The sequence below is a fragment of the Neisseria sp. P0009.S008 genome (genome assembly GCF_051958615.1).
Lineage (GTDB): Bacteria > Pseudomonadota > Gammaproteobacteria > Burkholderiales > Neisseriaceae > Neisseria > Neisseria subflava.
This window is the reverse complement of sequence record NZ_JBQCVG010000010.1, coordinates 1-25891: the sequence shown is the minus strand read 5'-3', so window position 1 is coordinate 25891 and position 25891 is coordinate 1. Positions and strand designations below refer to the sequence as shown.

Sequence of the window (25891 nt, the reverse complement as noted above, 5' to 3'; positions counted from 1 at the left end):
ATATCCGCTATAATCAGCCATTTTCTTTAAACAGGAAACATCATGTCCCCCAGCCGTTTCAATCAAACGGGCCCCAAAATCGGCCTGAGCGTACGCCTTGCAGAAACCCAAGCTGAAATCGAAGCCGCCCAAAGATTGCGCTATCAGGTTTTTGCCCAAGAGTTGGGGGCGGAAATCGAAAGCGATGACGGCCGTGATGTCGATCCTTATGATGAGCATTGCCACCACCTGCTTGCCTTCGACGATGCAACCGGCGAAGTTATCGGCTGCTACCGCCTGATTACCGAAGAAACCGCGAAAAAAGTCGGCGGCTGGTACAGCGAGCATGAATTCGACCTTGAGCCTTTGAAAGACATTCTGCCGCAAACCGTCGAACTCGGTCGCGCCTGTACCCACCCGGACTACCGCAACGGCGGCTTGGTCATGCTGTTGTGGACCGGTTTGGTCAAATTCATGAAAGACGAAAACCTGCGCTTTATGATTGGTTGCGGCAGTATCGAAATGCGCGACGGCGGCAACGATGCGGCGAGCCTGTATCATGCTTTGAAAGACAAATACCTCGCTCCGGAACAATGGCGCGTCAAACCACTCAACCCGCTCAAATGGGACAGCATCACGCCGTCTGAAAATCCGCCTGTACCCGCACTGATCAAAGGCTATCTCAAAGCAGGCGCGTGGTTTTGCGGCGAGCCTTGCGTCGATGAAGCATTCAACTGCGCGGATGTGCTGATCATGATGGACATCAGCCACCTTTCCGACCGCTACTTGCAGCGTTTTGCCCCTAAAACCGATTCATAATAAAAGGCCGTCTGAAACTTCAGACGGCCTGCCTAATCTTTATAAAAAAAAACACACACAATGACCGCCAAAATCCGTTTTATCTTCCGTCTTCTCTGTATTGCCGTCTGCCTTTTGTACGGCATGGCCGAAATGTTTTTTCTGTTTCCCTTTTACAGCAGCAAACGCAAACTGCGCGCAATCCAATTATGGTCGCTGCGCGTACTCGCTTCCTGCGGCATGAAACTGCAAACCTTCGGCACACCGCCGCAAGAAGGCCGCGGTCAGCTGATTATCAGCAACCATATTTCATGGTTGGACATTATGGCGGTCAACGGCGCTTTTCCCGGCCGTTTCGTGGCTAAAGACGATGTAGCCAAATGGCCGGTGGTCGGTTATCTCGCCACACAGGCGCAAACGGTTTACGTCTCGCGCAACCGCGGCATCAAAGGCAATTCCGCCAAAATCGCCGGCGTAACCGAAGCACTGAAAAACGGCGATACCGTCACCATTTTCCCCGAAGGCACCAGTACCGAAGGCCGTGAAATCCTGCCGTTCAAACCCAGCTTTTTTCAGACGGCCTATGATGCAGGCGTACCGATTATTCCAGCACTCTGCCGCTATCCGAATCCGGACGGCAGCAGCCCTAATCCGCACACTGCCTACTACGGTGACATCAGCCTCTGGCAATCTATCTGCATGGTCATCAGCCAGCCTTCCAGCACGGTCGAGCTGCATTTCCTCGATCCGATTGAAGCGGGAGAAGACCGCTACGCTACTGCGCTTCACATACACGCCCTGTTGAGCGAAAAGCAAAAACAGTTGGGTTGATCAAAAAAAGGCCGTCTGAATGTTCAGACGGCCTTTTCCATTATCTTATGTCTTAAGATGAATATTGTTGTCTTAAGATGAATATTGTACCGAATCGCTACCGCTTTTCTTTTGAATAAATTCAATTTTGTAGCCGTCCGGATCTTCGACAAACGCAATCACAGTCGTGCCATGTTTCATCGGACCGGCTTCACGCACCACTTTGCCGCCCATTTCTTTGACACGTTCGCACGCGGCGTAAGCATCATCGACTTCAATCGCGATGTGGCCGTAAGCATCGCCTAAATCGTAAGATTCGGTATCCCAGTTGTGGGTCAGTTCCAAAACAGTATGGTCCGCCTCATCGCCATAACCGACAAAAGCCAAAGTAAAACGGCCTTCAGGATAATCACGGCGGCGCAGCAGTTGCATGTTCAATACATTTTGATAGAAATCCAAAGAGCGTTCGAGATTGCCGACACGCAACATAGTATGAAGCAAGCGCATGATTTTGTTCCTTTCTGAATTATGTTTGGTCATGGATTATAACATATCGGGCATTTACCCTCCTCTTCTTAGAAAATGCCGATACTTAAACCATGTAAAAATGAAGCGCATCCCTATCGCCATTTGAATTTAATTGATTAACAAGCACACCGACTGACTAAATTGCTATAATCGCCACACTTACAACACAACACTTCAAACCGTCATGAAAACCTTTGTTCTCCCAGATACCCGTCCTTATCCGCAGAGCCCTATCAAAAACTACCTTCTGCTCAATGCCTATCAGCTGGCGCACAATTCCTCCTCCGCATCACGCAAACTTTCGGCCGGCCAACTACAAACCGAAATCCGCACCATGCTCAGCCAAAACCATTACATCAACCTTTCATTGGCGATGACCATGGCGCCCGATGTCGGCACTTACACCAGCCTGATTCAAAGCGTAGGCGAAGTCCTGAAGGCAGAAAACGATAACGAAGCCCAATGGTTTGCCCTGCCTGTCGTTTTGGTCGCCGGTTGCAAAAAAGAACAAACCCTGCCGCTCACGCTGCCTACCGAATCCCTCTTTGCCTGCCTGCAAAACTACCCCAACCTGCGTACCCTCACGCAAAACACACAATGGCTGCCTTACCTCGTCCAATCTACTGACTTGAGCAGCGTTACCCCAGGCGAGTGGTTCCAAGCCAAGCAAAACGATGAAGCGGCAGGCGCATTCCTGCAAAAGTTTGAATACAAACCATTGACGCTGCCCGAAGGTCAATCCGTCCATGTTGTTTACGCGCTGGGCTACGGCAATAAAGACATTCAGACGGCCTTGGGTCTCAACCTGCAACAGGCGGGCCTGCCATTGATGCAGGTTTGGCAAGAACATCTCGCCCTTGAAGGCGTTACCCTCTTTACCAACCCGCTCTCGCCCAATACGCCGCTTGACGCGCTTACCGACGGCAGCCACACCCGCCAACGCATGGCCATGGACGTTTTTGCCACCAACGCCATCCGCGCCATCCGTATGCAAAGCCCGCGCGTCGGCGTTGTCGCCGCAGCGAAAGCGGATGGTAAACTCCAGTTCAGCTTCAACGCGACAGACAGCGCGTTTGAAATCGTTCCGCAGACCTTCACATGGGAGCTGGCCTCAACCGACAATATCGCCATCGTTCAGCAAAACTTCCTCGACCTGATGGCCGAATGCCGAATCGAACACCTCTACCTGCTGCACAACCCACTGGGCGAAAACGAGAACATCCCTACTTATGCCCAAGCGTTGAAACTGGAAGGCCATAATCCTTTCTTCAGCAATGTAAACTAAATTGAAAATGCAACACGCCAAGGCCGTCTGAAAACGGTTTAGCGTGTTGCATTGATTTTCAAACCTTACCGCTCATTTTCACGCATATGAAAACCCACAAAATCCTTTTCGTCTGCCTCGGCAACATCTGCCGCTCCCCCATGGCCGAATACGTCCTGCGCCATCACGCCCGCGAAGCAGGCATGGGCAATGCCGTCATTACAGCCAGCGCAGGCACATCGGGCTGGCACGACGGAGAAGACATGCACGAAGGCACGCGCTGCGCACTCAAGCAACACGGCATCGACCCGTCAGGCTTTACCAGCAGCAAAATCAAACCCAGCGATGCCGAGCATTTCGACTACATCATCGTGATGGACGACAACAACCTCAGAGAAACCGAAAAGCAGCTCGGTTTCCACCCCGGCAAAATCTTCAAACTGACCGACCTTATCCCCGACTCAGGTTACAACCACGTTCCCGATCCGTGGTACACAGGCAACTTTGACGAAACCTACCGTCTGGTCGATGCCGGCAGCTTGGCCTTATTGGAAAAATTGAAACAGGCTTAAACCGGCTTTAACAAAAAAAGGCCGTCTGAACAGGTATCCGCAAAAGCCATGCTTTCGTGATTACCTGTTCAGACGGCCTTTATCTATGACCGCAATCAACCTACGCGATAAAACGCCAGACTGCCTAATAAATTCGGCAAATGTTTGACCTGTCGGTTGCCCGTCATAACCGCACGTTCCAGCACGCGAATTTTATTTTTGGCACACAATAAATCGAAGTCTTTAAGGGTACACCAATGGATATTGGGCGTATCGTACCAATGATACGGCATCCGCTCGGAAACCGGCATATGGCCGCCAACGGCGATTTGAAAGCGGTTGCGCCAGTAGCCGAAATTAGGGAAGCTGACGATGGCCTGCTTGGCCACGCGCATCAGGCAGCGCAGGATTTTTTCCGTGTTCTGCATCGCCTGAATGGTTTGGCTCAAGACAATCACATCAAAACTTTGATCGCCAAAAGCCACCAAACCTTCTTCCAAATCGGCTTGAATGACGTTCACGCCGCGGGATATGGCGGCAATCACGCTGTCGGTATCGATTTCAACGCCGTAGCCGGTGCAATTTTTATGTTCCACCAACGCGGCCAACAGTTCGCCGTCGCCGCAGCCTAAATCGAGTACGCGGCTGCCTTCGGGTATCCAATCGTAAATGAGTTGCAAATCGTCGCGCAGATTCATTTTTGGCAGTCCTTGTAAACGTTGTTCATATAAGCGGCAACCGCGCGGATATAGGCTTCGTCTTCCATCAAGAAGGCATCGTGGCCGTGATTGGATTTGACTTCAATGTACTGCACGGATTTTTGCGCGGCGATTAATGCCTTGACCAATTCATGCGAACGTTGCGGCGAGAAGCGCCAATCGGTGCTGAAGCTGGCAACAAAAAACTTGGCCTGCACATTCTCCACGGCGCGCGTGAGGTTGTGGCCGTAATCGGCGGCCGGGTCGAAGTAGTCGAGTGCCTTGGTCATCAGCAGATAAGTATTGGCATCGAAACGGCCGACAAACTTGTCGCCTTGATAGCGCAGATACGATTCCACTTCAAATTCAACGCCATAGCCATATTGATAGCCGTCTGATTTTAAATCGCGGCCGAATTTTTTACCTAAGCCGTCTTCGGCAAGATAGGTGATGTGCCCCATCATGCGCGCAATACGCAAACCGCGTGAAGGAACGGTATGATGGCTACGGTAATTGCCTTCATGGAAATCTGGATCGGTCAAAATGGCCTGACGGGCAACATCGTTAAACGCGATATTTTGAGTGGAAAGTTTAGGCGCAGAAGCGATAACGAGCGCGTGGGCAACGCGTTCAGGCAAAGAAATCGTCCATTGCAATGCCTGCATACCGCCCAAACTGCCGCCGACAATGGCCGCCCATTTTTGAATGCCGAGGTAATCGGCAAGCATGGATTGGGACTTCACCCAGTCTTTGACGGTTACAACCGGAAAATCCGCACCGTATTCGCGGCCGGTTTCAGGATTTTCAGACAAAGGACCGGTACTGCCGTCGCAGCCGCCCAAGTTGTTCAAACCGACTACAAAAAAGCGTTCGGTATCGATGGGTTTGCCGGGGCCGACCATATTGTCCCACCAACCGGCGTATTTATCCTCCGCACTGTGCTTGCCGGCAACGTGATGATTGCCTGACAGGGCGTGGCAGATAAGGACAGCATTGCTTTTGTCGGCATTGAGTGTGCCGTAGGTTTCAATCATCAGGTCGAAACGGGGTAAGGTTTTGCCGTTTTCCAGTGCAAGCGGTGTGTCAAACGGGATTTTCTGGGGCGTTACAATGCCCACTGAGGCATTTGTTGTCATTTGTAATTTCCAAGTGAAGCGGCAAAGGGGTATTATAACGTTTCGTTTTTGTTTTGTGCATGAGGCTTCAGACGGCCTGCCCTGATTAAAGGCAATATTTTTGGGAGAATGTGAAATGATAGGCAGGCTTTTGAGATTTTTTTTCTTTTGCGCCATAGCGGCATTGATTGTGAACCGTTTGTTCAGCCGCAAACAAAAGCGCACCATTCGGGAAATCGCCAAAATCAGTGCGTGGGTATTGCTAGGCGCGGCGGCCGCTACGCTGTTTTGGTATCTGATGATGCTATTTTTTAAGCATATTCCCAATTCTTATTGAAATAAAATATAAAAGGCCGTCTGAAAACCTTAATCCAACGTTTTCAGACGGCCTTTTGATGTTCAAACTTAAAACAGCTCTTCCGGAATCTTGCAAACTGGAATCGGGTTGACTTTGTGCTGCATGGCTTTGTGCAATCGGGTATAAATTGCCAAAACTTCGCGCTGCCTGCCTTCAAAATCTTCAGGCTTATGGCTGTCGTACACACTCATCGCCCATTCGAGTTCGGGATAAGATGCGCCCATTTGCTCTTCATCGGTACGCTCGGTATCCCAAAGTCCGTCCGTCGGTACGGCTTTTTGAATGTCTTCCGATACGTCCAGCTCGGCTGCCAACGCGTACACTTGAGTTTTGGTCAAATCGGCAATCGGGCTGATGTCCACACCGCCGTCGCCGTATTTGGTAAAGAAACCAACGCCGAAATCTTCAATTTTGTTGCCTGTCCCCGCCACCAGCAAACCATGCAACTGGCCGTAATAATAAAGCGTCGTCATGCGCAGGCGGCTGCGTGCATTGGCGAGTGCCAGCTGTTTATTGGGAAATTCGGTTTCGCTGACGTCAACGGTATTGGCAAACGTATCGAACGTTTGGGTCAAGTCGATGCTTTGCGCTTTTACATTGGGATAACGCTTTTTCAGACGGCCCATGTGTTCTTGTGCGCGGTTGACTTGGTCGGATTTCTGACGAATCGGCATTTCCAACAACAAAACCGACAAACCGGTTTGCGCGGCAAGTGTGGAAACCACGGCAGAATCGATGCCGCCGGATACGCCGACGACAAAACCTTTGGCACGCGCCTGCTCGGCGTAATCTTTGAGCCATTGAACGATATGGCGGATGATGGCTTGGGTTTGCATAGGGATAAATGTTCGCTTCAAATAAAACGAATGATAGCCTGATTTGCACTTGTCTGAAAGACGACAGGGTATAATGCCCTTTTTATTTCTTGCACACACACCATGTCCAAACCCATCCTTCTGCGCTGGCTCGTTGTCTGCCTGATTCCGCTCGCCACCCTTTTGTGGTTTGCCCTCAACCCGCTCGAAGACAAAACGCAACACCTCATCAACGGCATCATCCTTGCCTGCGAAGCCACGTTCCTATTTAAATTCGTCCTCTTTGACGTCATTAAACACCACCTCAAACAAGAGCCCGAATTGAAACGGCAAAGCATTTGGATGTTTATCCCGATTGTTTTGCTGATTGTCTATTTATTCCACTATTTCGGCGCATTCTGATATTTTCAGACGGCCTTGGGCATATTTTTCCATGAACACCACCCCACCTTATACCTGCTGGATTTTCTGCAACGTCATCGACAACTTCGGCGACATTGGCGTTTCATGGCGACTGGCGCGTATTTTGCAACGCGAACTCGGCTGGCAAGTGCATTTGTGGACAGACGACTTCCCATCCCTTCAGGCACTCTGCCCTGACTTGGCCTCGATTCCCAATATCCATCAAGGCATCGGCATTCACGCTTGGCAAGCCAACCATGCCGAAGATACCGATACAGCCCCTACCCCCGACATCGTCATCGAAACCTTCGCCTGCGAACTGCCCGACAACGTTCAAACCATCATCCGCCGACACCGACCACTTTGGCTCAACTGGGAATACCTCAGCGCGGAAGACAGCAACGAGAGGCTGCACTTAATGCCCTCACCCCAGGCCGGCGGCATACAGAAATATTTTTGGTTTATGGGTTTCAGCGAAAAAAGCGGCGGCCTGCTGCGCGAACGCGATTACGCCGAATCTGCCGGCTTTGATACGGAAGCCTTACGCCGACAACTCAAACTTCCCGCAAAAAATGCGCCCGAATGGCTGCTTTTCGGCTATCAAAGCGATATTTGGGCAAAATGGCTGACCATGTGGCAACAGGCCGGCCAACCCATTACTCTGCTGTTGGCAGGTACGCAAATCATCGCCAGCCTGAAAAACAGCGGCCTAGTGCCGCAAAATGCCCTGCTTGAAGACGGCGATATGTATCAGAGCGAACACGTTACCCTGATCAAAATCCCTTTTGTCCCTCAACAGGATTTCGATAAACTGCTCAACCTTGCCGACGGTGCCGTCATACGCGGCGAAGACAGCTTTGTTCGCGCCCAACTCGCCGGAAAACCTTTCTTTTGGCACATCTATCCACAAGAAGAAAATATCCATCTCGACAAGCTGCACGCGTTTTGGGACAAAGCGCATCAGGTTTATCCGGATGTTGTCGCCACGGCACACCGCCGCCTTTCCGACGAACTCAACAACGGAGAAGCACTCAGCGACAGCCAGCGCCTGCAGGCATGGCAAACCCTGACGGCACACCAAAACGAATGGCGGCAAAGCGCGGCAAAATGGCGGGACGGACTTTTTGCACAAAAAAGTGCCGTTGAAAAACTTGCCGCCTTTATTTCAAAGCACAAAAAAATACGCTAAAATAGCGCGTTTTATTACAACCGATTTGATTGGAAAACTACAATGAAAACAGCACAAGAACTGCGCGCCGGCAACGTATTCATGGTCGGCAACGACCCTATGGTTGTTCAAAAAACCGAATACATCAAAGGCGGTCGCTCTTCCGCCAAAGTCAGCATGAAACTGAAAAACCTGCTGACCGGTGCCGCTTCTGAAACCATTTACAAAGCCGACGACAAATTCGACGTCGTTATCCTGTCCCGCAAAAACTGTACTTACAGCTACTTTGCCGACCCAATGTACGTCTTCATGGACGAAGAATTCAACCAATACGAAATCGAAGCCGACAACATCGGCGACGCGTTGAAATTCATCGTTGACGGCATGGAAGACGTATGCGAAGTCACTTTCTACGAAGGCAACCCAATCTCCGTAGAATTGCCTACCATCATCGTTCGCGAAGTTGAATACACCGAGCCTGCCGTTAAAGGCGATACCTCCGGTAAAGTGATGAAAACCGCACGTCTGGTCGGCGGCACTGAAATCCAAGTGATGTCTTACATCGAAAACGGCGACAAAGTCGAAATCGATACCCGTACCGGCGAATTCCGCAAACGTGCTTAATCAGCCCGTAACACAAAAAGGCCGTCTGAATATTCAGACGGCCTTTTTCTCAATCTGCCTTATTGTTTCTTCAAGCCCTTGGCTTCGACAGTCGCAATCGTACCGTCAATGCCTTTGCTCTTAATCAGCTCGCCAAATTGGTTGCGGTATACCGTTACCAAGCTGGTACCGTCCACACGGATGTTGTAAATCTTATACGCACCGCCGCTTTGGTAAAGCTGGTAGGCCACTTCATACTTGGTGCCTTTTTTGGTCTGAATTTCCGAGAAAACGTCAAACTTATTGCCGTTTGCCGTCATCTTCGGCAACAGGCGCACATTCGCATCCGCCGCACCAATCAGTGCAGAATGCGAGTACATCGCAATCACCATGTCTTTAAATGCACGGATAAAATCGGTTTTCTGTTTGGCAGAAAATTCACGCCATGGCGCGCCGACAGCCAAAGCCGAAATACGTTCATAGTCCAAGTAACGGTTGGCATACTGCTCAACCTGTTTCACACGTTGCGCCTCTGTCAAAGACGTGTTGCGTGCAATTTTCAACACGGCATCAATGTTCTGCTGCATCTGCTTTTGCGCCGGATGCGTTTCCGCCGCCACATAAGGCGCGGCGATCACCATCGGTGCGGCCACAATCAAAGTCTGAAGAAAACGGTTCATGACGATATCCATCCAAAATAAAACCGCATTGTAAAAACAATCTATTCCAAAAAACTTAATTCTTTGTAAAAGCAGTCATGAGCAATGAAAAATCCTGCAATCAATTTTCAGACGGCCTGATAAAAATAAGATAACATGTGAACACTATTTTAAAAGGAAAAAGCCATGCCTTACGTCAACATCAAAGTAACCGGCGGCAGCGAAGCCCCGAATGCAGAGCAAAAAGCCGAATTAATCCGCGGCGTAACCGAATTACTCTCACGCGTTCTCAACAAAAACCCTGAGACAACCGTCGTCGTCATTGACGAAATCGATATGGACAACTGGGGCATAGGCGGCAAAAGCGTGACGGTTCGCCGTGCCGAAGCGCGCAATAAGTAAGCTTTGGCCGTCTGAAACCCTTTTAATTTACCCGCAAAAAGAGTACATTTACCCCCATTGTTAACAATTTTACGGAACACACATCATGGAGAAATTTCCCAAATCGTCCAAGCTGGATCACGTTTGCTACGACATCCGCGGCCCGGTTCATAAAAAAGCCCTGCAACTGGAAGAAGAAGGCAACAAAATCCTCAAGCTCAATATCGGCAACCCTGCGCCGTTCGGCTTTGAAGCGCCTGATGAAATTTTGGTTGACGTTATCCGTAACCTGCCGACCGCGCAGGGCTATTGCGACTCCAAAGGCCTTTATTCCGCACGCAAAGCCATCGTTCATTACTATCAAACCAAAGGCTTGCTCGACGTTACCGTCAACGACGTTTACATCGGCAACGGCGTCTCCGAGCTGATTACCATGTCCATGCAAGCATTGCTCAACGACGGCGATGAAATCCTGATTCCTGCGCCTGACTATCCACTGTGGACCGCTGCCGCAACACTGGCCGGCGGCAATGTGCGTCATTATTTGTGCGACGAAGAAAATGACTGGTTCCCGAATCTAGCCGATATAGAAGCCAAAATTACGCCGAAAACCAAAGCCATCGTCATCATCAACCCCAACAACCCTACCGGCGCGGTGTACAGCAAAGAAATCCTGCTGGAAATTGCCGAATTAGCGCGTAAACACGGCCTGATTATTTTTGCCGACGAAATTTACGACAAAATTCTTTATGATGGTGCCGTACACCATCACATTGCCGCCCTCGCCCCCGACTTGCTGACCATTACGTTTAACGGCCTCTCCAAAGCCTACCGCGTGGCCGGTTTCCGCCAAGGCTGGATGGTGCTCAACGGTCCGAAACATCATGCCAAAGGCTATATCGAAGGCCTCGACATGCTCTCTTCCATGCGTCTGTGTGCCAATACGCCGATGCAACACGCCATTCAGACGGCCTTGGGCGGCTATCAAAGCATCAACGAGTTTATCCTGCCAGGTGGCCGCCTGTTGGAACAACGCAATAAGGCATGGGAACTAATCAACCAAATCCCCGGTGTTTCCTGCGTCAAACCAATGGGCGCGATGTATATGTTCCCCAAAATCGATACCGAAATGTACGGCATTCATGACGACATGAAATTCGTCTACGATTTGCTCGTGCGTGAAAAAGTCTTGTTCGTCCAAGGCACAGGCTTCAACTGGATACGCCCCGACCACTTCCGTATCGTTACCCTGCCGCCCGTTCATCAAATCGAAGAAGCCATGGACAAACTCAAACGCTTCTTGCAAAACTACCATCAATAAACCTAAGCCAAACAGGCCGTCTGAAAAAGCAAACTGCTGTTCAGACGGCCTTTTCAATCAATCGGCAACTTGGCAAAGCACGCTGACATGCGTATAATCGACTTTTCCTATCTGGGGGCGATCTTGGTTTCGACGGGGGTTGCAAAGCAGATGCGGGCATACCGGGGTCTCAGATTCCCCGTAAAACACTGAATTTAAATAGTCGCAAACGACGAAACTTACGCACTGGCCGCTTAAGGCCTGCCGTTGCAGCAGTTGGTCAATGGGCTGTGTAGCGCAAGCTACCGCAACGTCATTCTACATTGACTGGTTTTCTGTCGGGTTACTTGGCAGGAAACGAGATTTAAGGTAACTGGTTCTCTGAAGGCCTGTTGGTCGGCATGATGGGGACGAGATTCTAAATAGACACAACTAAGTATGTAGAACGCTCTGTAGAGGACTTTCGGACGGGGGTTCGATTCCCCCCGCCTCCACCAGATTTGAAGCGCAAACTTTTGACATAAAAAGGTTTGCGCTTTTTTATAAACTTAAACAGGCCGTCTGAAACTTTTCAGACGGCCTGTTTTTGTCTCAAATATCTGAGTGAAAAAACTTTTTCTTTCGATACATTGCTAATAGTGCTAAAAAAGATTTCAGCCTTACATTTTTCTATCTGATTTCATATTCATTTTCCGATGCGGCCTAACCGTTACACTCAATGGCAGATGATCTGACAAATGCTGCCAGTCTTTACTGTTGTGGATTTCAGAATCGATGACATCAAGATTGCGCGTGTAAATGCGGTCGAGACTGAGGATGGGCAGGCGCGAAGGGAAGGTTTTGGGGCGTTTGCCTGTATTATCGACAAATACTTCGTTCAAATCTAATGCTCTGCCCAGCTCACGCGCTGATTTCTGCCGCCAGTCATTGAAATCGCCGGCGATAATCAACGGGCTTTCCGGACGAATATACCGGCCAACGTAGTCGCTGATGGCGCGGTATTGTTTGAGGCGGTCCGGCTCGCGCAGGTTGAGGTGGACACACAAGCACACCAGCGGATCTTCCCAACCTTCAGGCACGACTTCGCAATGCAACAGGCCGCGTTGTTCAAGTTTGTTGACGCTAATGTTGAGGTTGTTTTCCGTTTTCAGCGGCAGGCGGCTGAGAATGGCGTTGCCGTGGTGTCGTTTGGGATAGACGGCATTTTTGCCGTAGCTGCGATGATAATCAAGGCTGTCGCCGATGATGTCGTAATGCGGCGCATCGGGAAAGTCGGTACGGCGGCTTCTGTTGAGATGTTGTCCTTGGACTTCTTGTAAAAACAAAACGTCCGAACCCAATGCACCCAACGCGTCAGCCATGCGGTTGACCTGCACTTTGCGGTTGAGCGCAGACATGCCTTTGTGCATATTGTAGGAAGTAATGGTAACTGGACGGGGAGACATGATGTGTGACGAAGCAGTTTATTTGTTTCAGTATAGCACCGGAGCGTGTGGTTTTACGGCAATTTTGGTTATACTTGTTTAAAGAATAAAACGGCGTTTTGACAGGGAATTTCCCAATCAAAACGCCTTCTATTTTTCAGACGGCCTGGCGTCCGAATCAGTTGTTGATTACTTCAACATTGGTTTCAAAAGTAACGGTATGTTGGTATTTAGATGCGGTTTTGCGTTGCGGATAAGGATATTTGGAAACGCTTTTCACTGCGCGTTCGTCCATTTCAGGATTGCCGCTGGATTGAATGATATTCACGCGGTCAACATTGCCGGCAGGAGTTGTGAAGACATCCATTAAAACGGTTTTAACGCTGCCGTTTTGCGCTTTCATGGCTTCCAGGGTTTCGGTATCAGCTGCTTGTGCGGTACCGAATACAGCGGCAAACAACAGGGCTTAGGCGAGGAGTTTAGTCGTTTTCATGTTTTAGTCCTTATTAGGGTTGTGGTTAGGTTAAATATTTCAGACGGCCTGATTCATCGTTATTTGAAATTCAAAATCGGCCAACCTTTTGCTTTGGCTTCTTTTTCCAGCTCGGCATCCGGATTGACGGCGACAGGTTCGTCCACGATACGCAGCAACGGTAAATCGTTTTTGGAGTCGCTGTAAAAATAAACCTTACCGTAGCTTTCAAAGGTCTCGCCACGCTCGGCAAGCCATTGGTTCAATCGGGTAATTTTGCCTTCTTTCAGGCTGGGCGTACCGATATAGTTGCCGGTATATCGGCCGTCTTCTCCGGTTTCAAGCTGTGTGCCGATAATGTTGTGAATACCGAAAAGATGGCAGATAGGGGTAATGATGAACTCGTTGGTCGAAGAAATAACCAACATTTCGTCGCCTGCCATTTGATGGCTTTGCACCAACATACGCTGCATCGGAGAAATATGCGGAACAATATATTCGGCCATAAACTCACGATGAAACTCAGCCAACTCTTCCTTGCTGAAACGGGCTAAAGGCGCGAGATGGAATTTGAGGAAGGCATCGATATCAAGACAACCGTTTTGATAGTCTTGGTAAAACTTTTCATTTTGCGCCTCGGTTTCAGCCGCATCGACTATGCCTTTTTTAATCAGGTATTGCGGCCAGGAGTGATCCGAATCGGTATTGATCAAGGTATTGTCGAGGTCGAAAATGGCAAGGTTTTTCATTGGGTTTCCTGTTGTTTTAAAAGCTGGCGCAAAAGCGGCAAAGTAATGCGCTTGCCCATCATAACGGCGTAATTATCGAGGGTATCGAGCATTTGCATCAGGCTGTCCATATCGCGCCGCCAATGGTTCAGCAGGTATTCGAAGATTTCCGGATCGATGGTTACCTGACGGGCGGCCGCCATGCTGACGAGCGCATCGATTTTTTCCCGATCGGTCAGCGGTTTGACTTCGTAAACCAAACAATACGCCATGCGTGTGCGCAGGTCTTCGCGGATAACAAGCTGCTGCGGCGTATATTCGGAACTCAAAAGCAAAAAGCCTTTGCCGCTGTTACGGAAACGGTTGAAGATGGCAAACAGTAAAGCCTGTTCTTCATTATTAAGCTTTTCGATTTGGTCAATGGCGAGATATTCCGCATCCAGCGCGGCTTCTGTCAGCGGCGTGGCGGCGGCATCAATATAGAGGGCATTTCGTCCGGCATCGAGTGCCTGGACGACCCATGCCTGCAAGAGATGGCTTTTGCCTGCGCCCTCTTCGCCCCACACATAGATAAATTGCCCATGTTTGCGCTGCAACACATACACCAGCTCGGCATTTTCTGTTCCCAGAAATTTGTCGAAGCCGGGATAATCATGGCTGGCAAAATCGAAGATGAGCTGGTTCACAAAGGCGCACCGGTTAGGTTGAAATCGGCTTTATTTTACGTTGTTTTGCCCTCCACCATCAAGGATAAAGGCCGTCTGAAGCCTATACCTGCAACATATCTGCACTTCTAAACATATCTTGACGCGCTTACGGCATTGGTTTTATTCCTCTTTGGTTTTACAATGTCGAACTTCTCGCCGAAACATTTGTCTGTTCTTTTTCAGACGGCCTTTTTATTTGGGGAACTCTAGTGATTTCTACCCTTATTGATTTCATCCTCCATATCGACCAACACCTTGTCCACCTTTCCGCCCAATACGGCCCGTGGATTTACGCGATTTTGTTTGTTGTGATTTTCTGCGAAACCGGTTTGGTCGTAACGCCATTTTTACCCGGCGACTCGCTGCTGTTTGCCGCCGGCGGTATTGCGGCCATCGGCGGCATGAACATCCACGTCATGGTATTGCTGCTCTTAGCGGCCGCCATTTTAGGCGATGCGGCCAACTTTATGATCGGCAAGTATTTTGGACAAAAACTGTTTGCTAATCCGGATTCCAAAATTTTCCGACGTTCGTATTTGGAAAAAACCCATGCGTTCTATGAAAAACATGGCGGCAAAACCATCATCATTGCCCGCTTTGTGCCGATTGTGCGGACGTTTGCGCCATTTGTCGCAGGCATGGGCGATATGCACTACGGCACGTTTATCCGTTACAACATTATCGGCGCAGTGTTGTGGGTATTGTCGTTTTCCTATGCAGGCTACTTCTTCGCCAACATCCCCGTCGTCAAAAACAATCTGGGCTTAGTCATGGCGGCAATCATCGTGATTTCGATTTTACCCGCGGTAGTCGAAGTCATCCGTGCCAAACTTAACTCCAAAAAATAACAATCAATCGAAAAGTTTGAAAGTTTAAACACATCAAGGAATTGTCATGCCGTTGCTGTCCATTGAGTTTGCGGTATTCTTTATCGCATTTTTGCCGCTGTACTGGGCATTTGCACGTTTGCCGCAAGTTCAAAACGTTTTACTTTTGATTGCCGGACTGGGCTGGCTTTACCGTATCGATCCTATCTTTGCCGCGCTGATTTTGGTTTACTCGTCTGTGGTTTACCTGGTCAGCGTGCTGATGTTTTCTGAAAACGAGAATATCCGCAAATTTTGGCTGGGCTGCGGTATTTCGGCGGCATTGACTGTTTTGTGTTTCTTCAAATATTTCGACTTTTTCCGCCCGATTATTCAACAATATACGGGGCAAAGCGCCGTCATCGACATTCTCCTGCCTTTGGGCTTGTCTTATTACACTTTCCAATCGCTGGCTTACTTGGTGTATTGCTACCGCGAGCCTAAAGGAGACCGTTTTGAATGGCACGAGCTCCTACTGCATCTGAGCTTCTTCCCCACCATCACATCCGGCCCGATTATCCGTGCGGCCGCTTTTAAAAGCATAGACGGCGAACAAGCAGGCGCATTAGCGCAAATCCGCACCAAACAAGCACGCCAGCTGATTTATCCGGCTTTAGCGGTCGGCCTGATTGTGTTGGGCATTGCCAAAAAATGGTGGCTTGCCGGCGTATTGGCAGAAGGCTGGGTATCACCTGTTTTTGAAAATCCGGCCCAGTTCGACGGCTGGGGCGTGCTGTCTGCGATTTATGGCTACACTTTCCAACTCTTTTTCGACTTTTCCGGCTATTCGGATTTGGTCATCGGCTTGGCCATGCTGCTCGGCTTCCAGCTGCCGAAAAACTTTGCCGCGCCGCTTCGCGCCATCAACATCCGCGACTTCTGGGACAGATGGCACATCAGCCTGTCCACTTGGATTCGCGACTATATCTATATTCCTTTGGGCGGCAGCAAAAAAGGCTTCGGCCGCACCCAGCTCAATCTGATGATTGCCATGTTGCTTTCCGGCATTTGGCATGGCTACGGCTGGAGCTTTTTGATTTGGGGCGCACTGCACGGTGCGGCTTTGGTGTTCCTTAACTGCGGCGACAAAATCGTCGGCCGCAATGCCTTAGGCCGTCTGAAAATCGGCAAACCGCTTGCCTGGCTGTTTACCTTCCATTTCGTTTGTTTCGCTTTTGTCGTGTTCAACAGCGCAACGCTTGCCGATACGGAAATGCTGTTCAGCGCATTATTTGCCAATGACAAAGGTTGGAACACGCCTCTGCCGACCGACCTCATGTTGCTGGGTACATTTGCACTGTTGCTTTTGCTATACCCGTATTTACTTCGCTTATTTGAAGCATCGGTAAAAGGCTTGGACAAACTGCCTGCATGGCTGTGGTTTATCCCCATCACGCTTATCCTCACCCTGATTATCGTTTTCGCCCCGTCCGGCATTCCCGGCTTTATTTACGCCAACTTCTAAGGAGCAGAACATGAAACGCTTTATCTCCCTGTTTGTTTCGATTCTGCTCAGTGCGGTTGCGCTGACGTGGTTTGCCCAAAACTCCATCAATGCTTATTGGCAGCAGACCTATCATGAAAGCAGTCCGCTTGAGCCTTTATCCGAATACGCTTGGTGGCGTATCGGTGCAGATTGGCAACAAAAAGCCTACGAATTTTCAGACGGCCTGAAAGCTTCACTGGAAACAGAAGACGCTTTGGCCTCGGAAGACTCAGGCATTGAAACAACAAGGCCGTCTGAAAATACGGAAGACATTGAAGTATCGGACAATCAAAAAGACTCTGCTGCTTCCGATGTAGCTAACAATACGGATACCGCCGCCAGCGAGCCAAGCAATCGGGCTGATCAATCGGCAACGCAGGTCGTGTTAAAAAAAGGCAACAAAGTTTTCTTTGCCGGCGACTCGCTGATGCAGGGCGTTGCACCTTTCGTACAAAAACACCTCAAGCAAGAATATGGCGTACAATCGGTCAACCTCAGCAAACAAAGTACCGGTTTGTCCTACCCCAATTTCTTCGACTGGCCGAAAACCATCGAACAAACTTTGCAAAAAGAACCCGACATCCGCGTTTTAGTTGTATTCTTAGGCCCTAACGACCCTTGGGATTTCCCAATGGGTAAAAAATACCTGAAATTCGCCTCCCCCGAATGGGAGGCAGAATACCTCAACCGCGTCCGCCGTATTCTTGATGCAGCCTCCGCACATGATGTCCAAGTCATTTGGCTGGGCATTCCTTACATGAAAAAAGCCAAGCTCAATGAACAGATGCGCTACCTCGACAAAATCCTGTCGGGTACGGTGTCATCTCAAGCCATCTGGCTGCCAACCGACAAACTGTTGAGCAATGGCGCAGAAGAATATGCCGACTCTGTCAAAGTCAACGGAAAAATCATCCGTTACCGCAGCAAGGACGGCATTCACTTTTCCGCAGAAGGCCAAAAACTATTGGCCGGAAAAATTATGGAAAAAATTAATTTTACACACGATACACAACCATGAAATTTAATAAAACCTTACTCCTCACGCTTCTTGCACTCCCTATTACCGCCTGCGCAACCAATGACGGCCTGTTAAGCAACTACGGCTCCAACCGCCCTGCCTGGTTGAACAAACTGCAACAGCTCGACCATACTTCAGACGGCAAATTCCGCATTATCCAAGTCGGCGACTCCCACACTGCCGGCGACTATTTCACCGACCGTCTGCGTCGCCGTTTACAACAAAAATGGGGCAATGGCGGCATTGGTTGGGTTTATCCCAACACTATCAAAGGCCAGCGTATGGCAACCGTCCGTTACAACGGCAGCGGTTGGAACACCATCAGCAGCCGCAAATCACACAGCGATTTTTCTTTCGGCGGGATTGAAGCACGCGCCGATGGCGGCAGCGTTACCTTAAGCGCAGCCGACGGCAGCATGGATATGCAACAAATCTCCATTTTCGGCAAGCCCGTTTGGTCCGAGCAAACCCTGACTGTCAACGGCCGTGAAATCCCTGCCACACAAAACGGTTGGCAACTGCTGCGTACCAATGCCTCCCTGCCGATGACCCTCAGCAGCAGCATGCCTTGGCAAATCGGTTTCATTAATATCGAACGCCCCGGACGCGGCGTAACCGTTTCCGCCATGGGCATCAACGGCGCGCAATTATCCCAATGGTCAAAATGGCGGCCGGATATGTGGGAGGATTTGGCACAAACCAAAGCCGATTTAATCATCCTTGCCTACGGTACCAATGAAGCCTTTTCCGGCAATCTTGATATTTCCTCTACCGAGCGGACATGGCGCAATTACATCCGCCAAATCAAAAACACCCTGCCCAACGCAGGTATCCTGATCCTCGGTGCTCCGGAATCTTTGAAAACCGCCTACGGCAGCTGCGGCAACCGTCCAGTCTTGCTCAGCGAAGTACAACAAATGCAACAACGTGTTGCCCGTGACGAAAAAATCATGTTCTGGTCTTGGCAGGATGCGATGGGCGGAGCATGCAGCATGAAAAACTGGATGGCTCAAGGCTTGGCAGCCAAAGATGGCGTTCACTTCTCCGCACAAGGTTATGAAACTGCAGCCGATAAGCTTGCCGACAGCCTGATCCGCTTTGCCCAATAAATTGGCAAAAACCTAAGTATTTTTCATTAACAGCACACAAAAGGCCGTCTGAAATTAATATTTCAGACGGCCTTTTGTTTATCGCTTATTCAGCAAACTGCTTAATTTTTAAGCCAACATATTGCTGCTCATTCGTTGCGTTTGATTTTCCGTAAAACGAACCAATCTTGCCTGCTTGTCAAAGCCTAATGGCTTGGCGACAAGGCGGTTTGGCAGCTTGTTTAAATGATGGTTGTAGCTTCCGGCTCTGCGGTTGTAAGTACGGCGTGCCGATGTGACTTCCGCTTCTGCAGCATCCAGCATTTCCATCAAACCGGCCAATTTCTCATCAGGATACTGTTTCAAAAGGCCGTTGACGGCAATTTGCAATTTTTTCAGCGCATAATTCAATGCTGTTTCGGCTTCGCACAGATGTTTGATTTTGGATTCGGAAAAGGTTTTGGCAGTTTGCGCCAATGCGGTTTCGACTTCAGCACACATCTGCTGAACGTTTGGATCCGATGCAATGCCCTGCTCTTGCAGATGTTTGCTGTATGCATCTAATACATGACGGACGGCTTGATGTCGGCAGTCGAGCGCAATGCGCAAAGAAACAAAGGATTCGCGACAGTCTTTTTTGCGGTCTTTCAACTGTTGTTTGAAATACAATAAGACGGCGGCGATTGATACGAAGATAAGTGTAAGACTAATAATGCCCATAGTGAGTTCCCTAGTTATGATGCCACTCATATCGATGGCTGATTTTTTACATTGATTATAATCCAATTCCAATATTTTTTCCCAGTTTTTATAAAAAAGGCCGTCTGAAATTCAGACGGCCTGAAGTTTATATTTCTATTTCAATGCCTTGACTTGATGTCGATAACCCACACTTCTGATTGCGAACCCAAACGAAGGGGAATGCCCCAGAAGCCGTAGCCCGAAGTGGTGAAGAAATGGCCGTTGCCGATCGCCTCATAACCGTAAGCAAGACGATAAAGCGTACGGACAATAAGGTTGGCAGGTGCAACTTGGCCGTTGTGAACATGGCCGGAAACTTGCACATCAATCGGCAACCGGGCATGGGCTTCGATTGAAGTAGGACGGTGGTCCATCAATAAAACCGGTAATTGGGTATTTTGACCTTCCAAAAGCTGTTCCGCACTGGGACGCTTGCGATCCAAATCATCGCTCCGCCCTACCAGCAACACGCCATTCACTTCCAAAACCTGATTGGCCAAAACCGTCAAACCTGCCGCTTCCAATTCATGCTTGATACGCTTCTGATCGCGGAACCAGTCATGATTGCCTAAAGTGGCATAAACGCCCATCGGCGCAGTCAGCTTCTGCAAATGCGGTTTCATGTTTTCTTTAAGGTAAGCATCGACGGTATCGTCCATCAAATCGCCCGGCAGCAACACCATATCGACTTGTTCCCGCTTCATAATGTCCGTCAGCTTGTCCAATTGACGCGCGCCAAACAAAATCCCCAAGTGCAAATCGCTGGCCACGCCGATACGCAGCGGCTTATCCATTTTCTTATTGATGAATACGGTTTGATGGCGGACAACGGGCGTATAGGCGTTATACATCCCAAAACCGAGCAAACCGGCCACAAACAAAGGCGCAAACAGCCGCAGGCTTCGTGACAGCGGTTGGCGTGCCATAAAACGGCGTAGCAAAAGATACAGGATAAATGTCGCCAACGCGGCATACACCACAAACAGCAAGATCACCATCCAAAACGCTACCACGCGGAACATCATATGTCCCAACTCCAGCAGCAAGCCGACCAACAAGCCGTTTGTGATGAAATAGGAAATACCCATCAACCAACGTCTGCCGACTTTACCGATCCAAGGCGAAAACAGCCATTGCAGCGAACGTCCGAGCCCGAATGTAAACACTTGCAACAGAATGACGCTCACAAAAAACATCTTGCCAAACATGCCTTCCTGCCCTAAAAAATTAAAAGGCAGATTTTAGGCCGTCTGAAACTTTCAGTGTATAATCCACCGCGTAAAAACCCATAATATTTTGAAAGGAATCATCATGAGCCATCCCCAATCAGCCATTATTCCTGATCACGCACAAGCCGGTATTTTTATCGAAGCAGACATTTCAGACGGCCGCAACGAAGACATCAAATCTGCCTGCCGTCTTTCTTTGGAGGCCCTAGCCAAATTAAAAACCCGTTTTCCGAATGATATTTTGGGTTTGACCATTGCCTTCGGCAGCCGCGCATGGCAATCGTTCGGCCATACTGACGAAGGCAGCGAAATCAAACCTTTCCCTGAATTAGGCAACGGCCTCGCCCCTTCTACCCAACACGACCTCTATATCCATATTCAAGCCACCGAGCAAAAAGCCGCCTATGCCTTGGCTCAATCTGTTTTAGGCACATTCGGTGACAGCATCCGCGTAGCCACTGAAGAACACGGCCTGCGCCTGTATGAAGACCGCGGTTTGGACGGCTTTGTCGATGGTACGGAAAATCCGCAGGGCGATGACAATGTACGCAATGTTGCCATCATTCCTGAAGGCAAGCCGGATGCCGGCGGCAGCTATGTTTTGCTGCAAAAATACCTGCACGATTTGAAAAAATGGGATGCCGTTCCTACTGCCGAACAAGAAGCCAGCGTGGGCCGCAGCAAAGAAACCAATGACGAATTCAGCAAAGACGTGCGCCTGCCCGACTCCCATCTCGGCCGCGTCAATGTCAAAGAAAACGGCATTGGCCTGAAAATTGTCCGCCGCAGCCTGCCCTTCGGCAAACTCAGTGGCGAACATGGTTTGATGTTCACATCCTATTGCAACACGCTGCACAATATTGAAGTTCAACTGCTCAATATGTTCGGCGATGCAGACGGCAAAACCGACTTGCTGTTGAAACATTTGTCTAAAGCCGTGTCAGGTGCTTACTACTACGCACCTTCTGTCGAGCGTTTGCAAAACCTTTAACGGCTCACAGGCCGTCTGAACAAAACCTGCCTTTTCAAAGGCAGGTTTTGTTATTTAAATTCCCTTAATATTTTTTATGGTATCATCATAGAAATTTATCCTATCATTTCTTAATAAACCCTGATTACAGACAACGATAAAAACCGATAAGGGGGTATATACTGTTAAATCTTCTGTTCTTATAACGGCTGTTGATTCCTCACTCCCCGAATGTTGCAACATCAAATCATCAAAAGCGTCTAAATTCAGCTTGTAGTAAACGCGGTGTTCAATTCGTTTTTCAGTCTCGGTCAAGACACCGCGTTCTTTCAGTTTATTCCGTACCGTTCTTTGCTCTTGAACGGATAGCCCAGTTTCAATTTCAATTTCTTCCGCTGTCCGGTAAATGCCTAATTCATGCCGTGTCTTATCGTGCCAGTAGAAGAAATAACTGAATAAGATTGACGCGTTCACGCCGCCTAAAGGCTTTGCCAATTCCGGGTAATACGCGATTGGTTTACCTGCCACTCTCAACATTTCAGACGGTTTCATCATCAACCCCTTGACTACACGGCGGACGAATTGATTTACCGCTCACGCAATACCTGAAGGGCGGTTACTACGCTTTCAAATTTTTAAAGAACCGTTGAAACTGTGTTTTGCTTCGATGGGTGTATTTAAACATAGTGTTTAATAATATGCAACACTCTGTTTAAGATTTTTGTTTAAAATTTATAAACATTTTGATTATTAAAAGAATTTATTTTTGAAATTTCGAAGGCACAAAAAAACCGCCTTTCGGGCGGTTGTGTCGGTTTTGTGTCGTTTCAGGTTCAGCGGGCGTGAAAAAGGCCGCCTGAATTTCAGACGGCCTGAAATTTACACTTTGTGTAAATCGGTAATTTTACAAAGTTAGGCTAATCTGACACGCGCCGGCTTCAGTTTTAATTTGGCGAAATTCCACCAAGTTAAAAACGGGGCAATCAGGCGGAGGCAAAGTTTCTGATGATTGCGTCGTCCTTGTTGCGAGCAAGCTGTATACGTTGCTCCTTCAGATCGCCCAGCACGTCAAGCAATGCCTTTTGTTGTGCCTTGTCTGGATACTCCGGGGGCTCGTAGGCAAACAATATTTCAGAGCGGTCGATGTATCCGCTGCGCCGCAACCGTTTTATGCTGGCAATCCACTTATCCGACTTGTGATAGATGTCGGCAGGGTCTTTTTGTCCGAAATATATCGGCTTAATGATTTTCCGTATTTCGCCGTTTTCCGCCTTTTGCACTAAGGGGATGGAGGCGTGAAAGCCTGACGGGTCGCCGATTGTGCTTTCTTTGAAGGGGTATATCGTCTGAAGCGGCTTTAACATTGCCTGTATTTGGCGGGTAAGTTCTGCTTCGGGTTGGCTTTTGGCAAAGCTGTGGGCGACAAAATAATCAAACAGGCGGTTCAGTTCCTGCTCCCTGTCGGAGGCGAGGGTTACGCCCGGTTGGGTGGCCATAATCAGGGCTTCGCGCGGGCGGGTCAGATGGTCGAGCATGGCGCGTATCTGATCGGGCGCGGAGTGTGCCGCCAGTTTTCTAATCCGCTGTAATTCTTCTGCAAAGGCATGGGTTGCCGCTTTATAGACGAACGGCTCGAAGTGGCGGAAAAAACGGCTCAATCTGCTGTAGCGCTGTTCAATTTTAAAGTCGAAGTAGCCGCTTTGAGGGTGGGTTATGATGATGCCGATGTTGGCAAATTCGCGCGTTTGGACATAGGGCATAAACCGTATGACGGCAAAACGCATGGCATATTGGTTCATGAGATGCTCCAAAGTGTTCCGTTATCAATGCGGCGGACGGTTTCGTCGGTATAGCTGCGGTTATAGGCGGCGGGCAGGTCGCGCTCTTCGTTTGCCCATGCCCACTCCAGCGGCAGATTATCACACGCTTTTCTGTAGGCTGGCAATGCGCTTTTCAGCTATAATTCCATCTCTTCCTGAAGCACCCAGTCTTCCAAAACCTGTTTAAATGCCGATGAGAAAATATGATTTTGCAGGAAGTTTTTTGGATTGAAGCCGGTGTCGAAGGCGCAGTTATGGTCGATGACGATCAGGGGATTGTCGCAATTTCTATACAAAAGGTTAGGGTTGCCGATTGTTCTGTCTTCATTGCGGATAAACCAATCGAAGGTGGCGATTTGACGCTGCATAACTATATCGATTCGGGGGATGTCCGCCGGCTCAAGCAATGCGTAGCCTTTTTTGCGTCTGCGAGCCGAAACAGATGCCTTTGCCGATTTCCTTCATCCTTGCGGGTAATTCTTCGTACAGCTCTTCTCCGACTTCCAACAGGTCAAACGGGGCAACGGGCAAACTTAAAGCCTGCGCTATGTTTCCACCTATCCATTCGTTTATTTGGCTCGCACGGGTGGCATGCAGCCCTTTGACGAAATATTCCAGACTATTCTCTGCCATACAGATGAATGGCGAAGTAATGCCTTGCTCTGCACGGTCCATTATTGTCTGTATCTGCAACATTTCTTTTCCCTATGAAAATTACACTTTGTGTAAATCTGTAAATCCGACTTTTTGAGATTTTCCCAGGGCGGAATTTGTCAATCCAACACGCTCCACCAGAAGACGCGGCCGATAACGGTCAGGCTGTCCAAAGGGGCGGTTTCGTCTGGATAGAACCCGCTGTTGTGGCTGCGAATCAGCACATTGCCGCCGGGCTGCCGTATCAGGTATTTGACGCGGAACATCCCATCTTGTGCGAAAGCATATATTTTGCCGTCGCGTATAGCGGTTTCGCCTGTATCTACCGCGATTGCCGCGTCTTCTGCGATTTTCTCCTCCATGCTGTCGCCGGTTAGGGTGCAGCAGAAGACGTTGTCGGGATTGATGCCTTTGCGTTTGAGCGTGGATTTGCCGAACGGCAGGCGGTAGCCGTTGTAATCTGGAATCTCATACGCGCCGGTTCCCCCTTTAAAACAACTTTCCTTTAGATATGGAACAAACGTGTAGTCATCCTCCGGCAGCGGGTCGTTGCTGCTCCACATCATCGGGCTGTGAATGTCTTTGACTTCATGGGGTAGGCCTGGGTCAATGAGGACGGGCACGGTTCGGCTGCCTTCTCCTGTTCGCAGCCATGTTTCCGATACGCCGAATACTCTTGCTACTTCAGGCAACGCCTTTGCCGCTATACCTCGACTTTCCCAGTTTTTCAACGCCTGCTGGCTGATATTTAGACGCTCTGCTATATCAGCCGGCTTTAAAACTCCCTGCTCTTTGGCTATCTCAAAAAGTCTGTCAGTTGTTTCGTGCATTGTCATTTTTAATCCTATTCGCAGTTGGTTTAATTATTCTCCCATATTTAAACAAAATGTTGTTAAACAAGACTTGATTTTTATCTAAACATAGTGTTTAATATTGGCATTAGATTTAAATATTTGGTTTATTTATGGATAAAAGAGTCAGCGAAGACAAACGCCTGTTGCAATCAATCGGCAGTTACGCGGAGATTGGTCGAATAACGGGGAATAGTCCTCAATGCGTTTTCAATTGGACGAAGCGCGGAATACCTGCACGGATAAAGCTGAAATATCCCGACTTGTTTTTGAACTCAAAGAAATCAGATGTAGGAAAACGTTGCGTTGTTTACACCACAGGTTGAGAATGAAGCCTGCAAGACCTCAAACGGCGTATCGCCGTTCAAACTGCGGTGCGGCTTCACAGTGTTATAGAAATTAACAAAG

31 protein-coding genes, 1 other RNA gene and 2 pseudogenes are annotated in these 25891 nt (G+C 49.1%); 16 read left to right on the top strand and 18 right to left on the bottom strand.

All coding sequences use genetic code 11. The annotated features are described in order from the left end of the window. The first annotated feature begins 42 nt into the window (after positions 1-42). Both ACTHSQ_RS08960 and ACTHSQ_RS08955 read left to right on the top strand, forming a co-directional pair. Positions 43-798: a GNAT family N-acetyltransferase gene (locus ACTHSQ_RS08960; protein ID WP_003685347.1), complete on the top strand. Its 756-nt coding sequence runs from the start codon at positions 43-45 to the stop codon at positions 796-798. A gap of 60 nt (positions 799-858) precedes the next feature. Then, entirely contained in the window at positions 859-1608 is a 750-nt protein-coding gene (locus ACTHSQ_RS08955) for a lysophospholipid acyltransferase family protein (RefSeq protein WP_440371634.1), read from the top strand. Positions 1609-1680: 72 nt separating this feature from the next. On the opposite strand, the gene gloA is transcribed toward ACTHSQ_RS08955, so the two are convergent. Next, positions 1681-2094 carry a lactoylglutathione lyase gene (gloA, locus tag ACTHSQ_RS08950; RefSeq protein ID WP_003685011.1) on the bottom strand — a complete coding sequence of 138 codons (414 nt, stop codon included), beginning with the start codon at positions 2092-2094 and terminating at the stop codon, positions 1681-1683. Between the two features lie 205 nt (positions 2095-2299). Between gloA and ACTHSQ_RS08945 the strand changes: the two genes are divergently transcribed. Both ACTHSQ_RS08945 and ACTHSQ_RS08940 read left to right on the top strand, forming a co-directional pair. Then, complete coding sequence (locus tag ACTHSQ_RS08945; RefSeq protein WP_440371635.1) at positions 2300-3400, top strand: conjugal transfer protein; 1101 nt, start codon at positions 2300-2302, stop codon at positions 3398-3400. A gap of 86 nt (positions 3401-3486) precedes the next feature. Next, positions 3487-3951, top strand: a complete 465-nt coding sequence (locus tag ACTHSQ_RS08940) for a low molecular weight protein-tyrosine-phosphatase (RefSeq protein WP_440371636.1) — start codon at positions 3487-3489, stop codon at positions 3949-3951. Positions 3952-4046: 95 nt separating this feature from the next. On the opposite strand, the gene metW is transcribed toward ACTHSQ_RS08940, so the two are convergent. Beyond that, a complete protein-coding gene (gene metW, locus ACTHSQ_RS08935; RefSeq protein WP_004519858.1) occupies positions 4047-4628 on the bottom strand; it encodes a methionine biosynthesis protein MetW in 582 nt (193 codons plus the stop codon). After that, the gene (gene metX / locus ACTHSQ_RS08930; RefSeq protein ID WP_070584201.1) at positions 4625-5764 is read right to left on the bottom strand and encodes a homoserine O-succinyltransferase MetX; all 1140 of its coding nucleotides are present in this window, start codon (positions 5762-5764) and stop codon (positions 4625-4627) included. Before metX ends, metW begins: the two co-directional genes overlap by 4 nt. A 115-nt stretch (positions 5765-5879) precedes the next feature. Here metX and ACTHSQ_RS08925 point away from each other — a divergent pair, with 115 nt between their 5' ends. Then, complete coding sequence (locus ACTHSQ_RS08925; protein WP_003682450.1) at positions 5880-6080, top strand: protein MIGRI; 201 nt, start codon at positions 5880-5882, stop codon at positions 6078-6080. Positions 6081-6148: 68 nt separating this feature from the next. Here ACTHSQ_RS08925 and nadE read toward each other — a convergent pair whose 3' ends face one another. After that, on the bottom strand, positions 6149-6937 hold the full coding sequence (gene nadE / locus ACTHSQ_RS08920; RefSeq protein WP_440371637.1) for an NAD(+) synthase: 789 nt from the start codon (positions 6935-6937) through the stop codon (positions 6149-6151). A 102-nt stretch (positions 6938-7039) separates the two neighbouring features. Between nadE and ACTHSQ_RS08915 the strand changes: the two genes are divergently transcribed. From ACTHSQ_RS08915 to efp, 3 genes are read left to right on the top strand one after another with little or no spacing between them, the layout of a single operon-like run. Continuing rightward, positions 7040-7318 carry a hypothetical protein gene (locus tag ACTHSQ_RS08915; protein WP_003685001.1) on the top strand — a complete coding sequence of 93 codons (279 nt, stop codon included), beginning with the start codon at positions 7040-7042 and terminating at the stop codon, positions 7316-7318. Positions 7319-7349: 31 nt separating this feature from the next. Then, complete coding sequence (gene earP / locus ACTHSQ_RS08910; protein ID WP_440371638.1) at positions 7350-8507, top strand: elongation factor P maturation arginine rhamnosyltransferase EarP; 1158 nt, start codon at positions 7350-7352, stop codon at positions 8505-8507. 42 nt (positions 8508-8549) lie between these two features. Then, complete coding sequence (gene efp / locus ACTHSQ_RS08905) at positions 8550-9110, top strand: elongation factor P (RefSeq protein WP_063068768.1); 561 nt, start codon at positions 8550-8552, stop codon at positions 9108-9110. Positions 9111-9169: 59 nt separating this feature from the next. On the opposite strand, the gene ACTHSQ_RS08900 is transcribed toward efp, so the two are convergent. Next, complete coding sequence (locus tag ACTHSQ_RS08900; protein WP_070813915.1) at positions 9170-9769, bottom strand: MlaC/ttg2D family ABC transporter substrate-binding protein; 600 nt, start codon at positions 9767-9769, stop codon at positions 9170-9172. Between the two features lie 165 nt (positions 9770-9934). Between ACTHSQ_RS08900 and ACTHSQ_RS08895 the strand changes: the two genes are divergently transcribed. The 3 genes from ACTHSQ_RS08895 to ssrA all read left to right on the top strand — a co-directional run bounded on the left by ACTHSQ_RS08895 (position 9935) and on the right by ssrA (position 11926). Beyond that, entirely contained in the window at positions 9935-10150 is a 216-nt protein-coding gene (locus tag ACTHSQ_RS08895) for a tautomerase family protein (RefSeq protein ID WP_250579506.1), read from the top strand. 85 nt (positions 10151-10235) lie between these two features. Next, complete coding sequence (locus tag ACTHSQ_RS08890) at positions 10236-11450, top strand: pyridoxal phosphate-dependent aminotransferase (protein ID WP_250600776.1); 1215 nt, start codon at positions 10236-10238, stop codon at positions 11448-11450. A 113-nt stretch (positions 11451-11563) separates the two neighbouring features. Next, positions 11564-11926: a transfer-messenger RNA gene (ssrA, locus tag ACTHSQ_RS08885) on the top strand. A 162-nt stretch (positions 11927-12088) separates the two neighbouring features. Here the strand turns inward: ssrA and ACTHSQ_RS08880 are convergent. From ACTHSQ_RS08880 to hda, 4 genes are all read right to left on the bottom strand, one after another. After that, the gene (locus tag ACTHSQ_RS08880; RefSeq protein WP_070584190.1) at positions 12089-12874 is read right to left on the bottom strand and encodes an endonuclease/exonuclease/phosphatase family protein; all 786 of its coding nucleotides are present in this window, start codon (positions 12872-12874) and stop codon (positions 12089-12091) included. A gap of 157 nt (positions 12875-13031) precedes the next feature. Further along, complete coding sequence (locus ACTHSQ_RS08875; RefSeq protein WP_440371639.1) at positions 13032-13313, bottom strand: TonB family protein; 282 nt, start codon at positions 13311-13313, stop codon at positions 13032-13034. A 92-nt stretch (positions 13314-13405) separates the two neighbouring features. After that, positions 13406-14074, bottom strand: a complete 669-nt coding sequence (locus ACTHSQ_RS08870; RefSeq protein ID WP_154953925.1) for an HAD family hydrolase — start codon at positions 14072-14074, stop codon at positions 13406-13408. Then, on the bottom strand, positions 14071-14739 hold the full coding sequence (hda, locus tag ACTHSQ_RS08865; RefSeq protein WP_440371640.1) for a DnaA regulatory inactivator Hda: 669 nt from the start codon (positions 14737-14739) through the stop codon (positions 14071-14073). The genes ACTHSQ_RS08870 and hda overlap by 4 nt, the downstream gene beginning before the upstream one ends. Positions 14740-14969: 230 nt before the next feature. Here hda and ACTHSQ_RS08860 point away from each other — a divergent pair, with 230 nt between their 5' ends. Genes ACTHSQ_RS08860 through ACTHSQ_RS08845 form a run of 4 tightly spaced genes read left to right on the top strand, consistent with a single transcriptional unit; the run spans position 14970 to position 19239 of the window. After that, positions 14970-15608, top strand: coding sequence for a DedA family protein (locus tag ACTHSQ_RS08860; RefSeq protein WP_440371641.1), 639 nt, complete (start codon positions 14970-14972; stop codon positions 15606-15608). 46 nt (positions 15609-15654) lie between these two features. Beyond that, complete coding sequence (locus tag ACTHSQ_RS08855; protein ID WP_440371642.1) at positions 15655-17091, top strand: MBOAT family O-acyltransferase; 1437 nt, start codon at positions 15655-15657, stop codon at positions 17089-17091. Between the two features lie 10 nt (positions 17092-17101). Beyond that, positions 17102-18130 carry a peptidoglycan O-acetyltransferase PatB gene (gene patB, locus ACTHSQ_RS08850; protein WP_440371643.1) on the top strand — a complete coding sequence of 343 codons (1029 nt, stop codon included), beginning with the start codon at positions 17102-17104 and terminating at the stop codon, positions 18128-18130. Beyond that, a complete protein-coding gene (locus ACTHSQ_RS08845) occupies positions 18127-19239 on the top strand; it encodes an SGNH/GDSL hydrolase family protein (protein WP_440371644.1) in 1113 nt (370 codons plus the stop codon). The genes patB and ACTHSQ_RS08845 overlap by 4 nt, the downstream gene beginning before the upstream one ends. Positions 19240-19347: 108 nt before the next feature. Here ACTHSQ_RS08845 and ACTHSQ_RS08840 read toward each other — a convergent pair whose 3' ends face one another. Further along, positions 19348-19968, bottom strand: coding sequence for a LemA family protein (locus ACTHSQ_RS08840; RefSeq protein WP_440371645.1), 621 nt, complete (start codon positions 19966-19968; stop codon positions 19348-19350). Positions 19969-20078: 110 nt separating this feature from the next. Continuing rightward, positions 20079-21167, bottom strand: coding sequence for a metallophosphoesterase (locus ACTHSQ_RS08835; protein WP_440371646.1), 1089 nt, complete (start codon positions 21165-21167; stop codon positions 20079-20081). Between the two features lie 103 nt (positions 21168-21270). Between ACTHSQ_RS08835 and ACTHSQ_RS08830 the strand changes: the two genes are divergently transcribed. Beyond that, positions 21271-22179: a Dyp-type peroxidase gene (locus tag ACTHSQ_RS08830; protein WP_440371647.1), complete on the top strand. Its 909-nt coding sequence runs from the start codon at positions 21271-21273 to the stop codon at positions 22177-22179. A gap of 147 nt (positions 22180-22326) precedes the next feature. On the opposite strand, the pseudogene ACTHSQ_RS08825 reads toward ACTHSQ_RS08830, so the two are convergent. The 7 genes and pseudogenes from ACTHSQ_RS08825 to ACTHSQ_RS08795 form a co-directional block, all read right to left on the bottom strand. Continuing rightward, positions 22327-22713 (bottom strand): annotated as a pseudogene (locus ACTHSQ_RS08825) (hypothetical protein); the annotation flags it as partial. Positions 22714-23141: 428 nt separating this feature from the next. Then, positions 23142-23957 carry a DUF3037 domain-containing protein gene (locus ACTHSQ_RS08820; protein ID WP_003685079.1) on the bottom strand — a complete coding sequence of 272 codons (816 nt, stop codon included), beginning with the start codon at positions 23955-23957 and terminating at the stop codon, positions 23142-23144. Continuing rightward, positions 23954-24103 (bottom strand): hypothetical protein, encoded by a 150-nt coding sequence (locus ACTHSQ_RS08815; protein ID WP_003684959.1) that lies wholly within the window; start codon positions 24101-24103, stop codon positions 23954-23956. The genes ACTHSQ_RS08820 and ACTHSQ_RS08815 overlap by 4 nt, the downstream gene beginning before the upstream one ends. 12 nt (positions 24104-24115) lie before the next feature. Then, positions 24116-24385, bottom strand: coding sequence for a HipA family kinase (locus tag ACTHSQ_RS08810; RefSeq protein ID WP_308862632.1), 270 nt, complete (start codon positions 24383-24385; stop codon positions 24116-24118). Further along, positions 24378-24674 (bottom strand): HipA family kinase, encoded by a 297-nt coding sequence (locus tag ACTHSQ_RS08805; protein WP_440375949.1) that lies wholly within the window; start codon positions 24672-24674, stop codon positions 24378-24380. The genes ACTHSQ_RS08810 and ACTHSQ_RS08805 overlap by 8 nt, the downstream gene beginning before the upstream one ends. A gap of 77 nt (positions 24675-24751) precedes the next feature. After that, positions 24752-25468 carry a LexA family transcriptional regulator gene (locus ACTHSQ_RS08800; RefSeq protein ID WP_003685045.1) on the bottom strand — a complete coding sequence of 239 codons (717 nt, stop codon included), beginning with the start codon at positions 25466-25468 and terminating at the stop codon, positions 24752-24754. A gap of 299 nt (positions 25469-25767) precedes the next feature. Beyond that, positions 25768-25891: pseudogene (locus ACTHSQ_RS08795) on the bottom strand (IS481 family transposase); the annotation flags it as partial.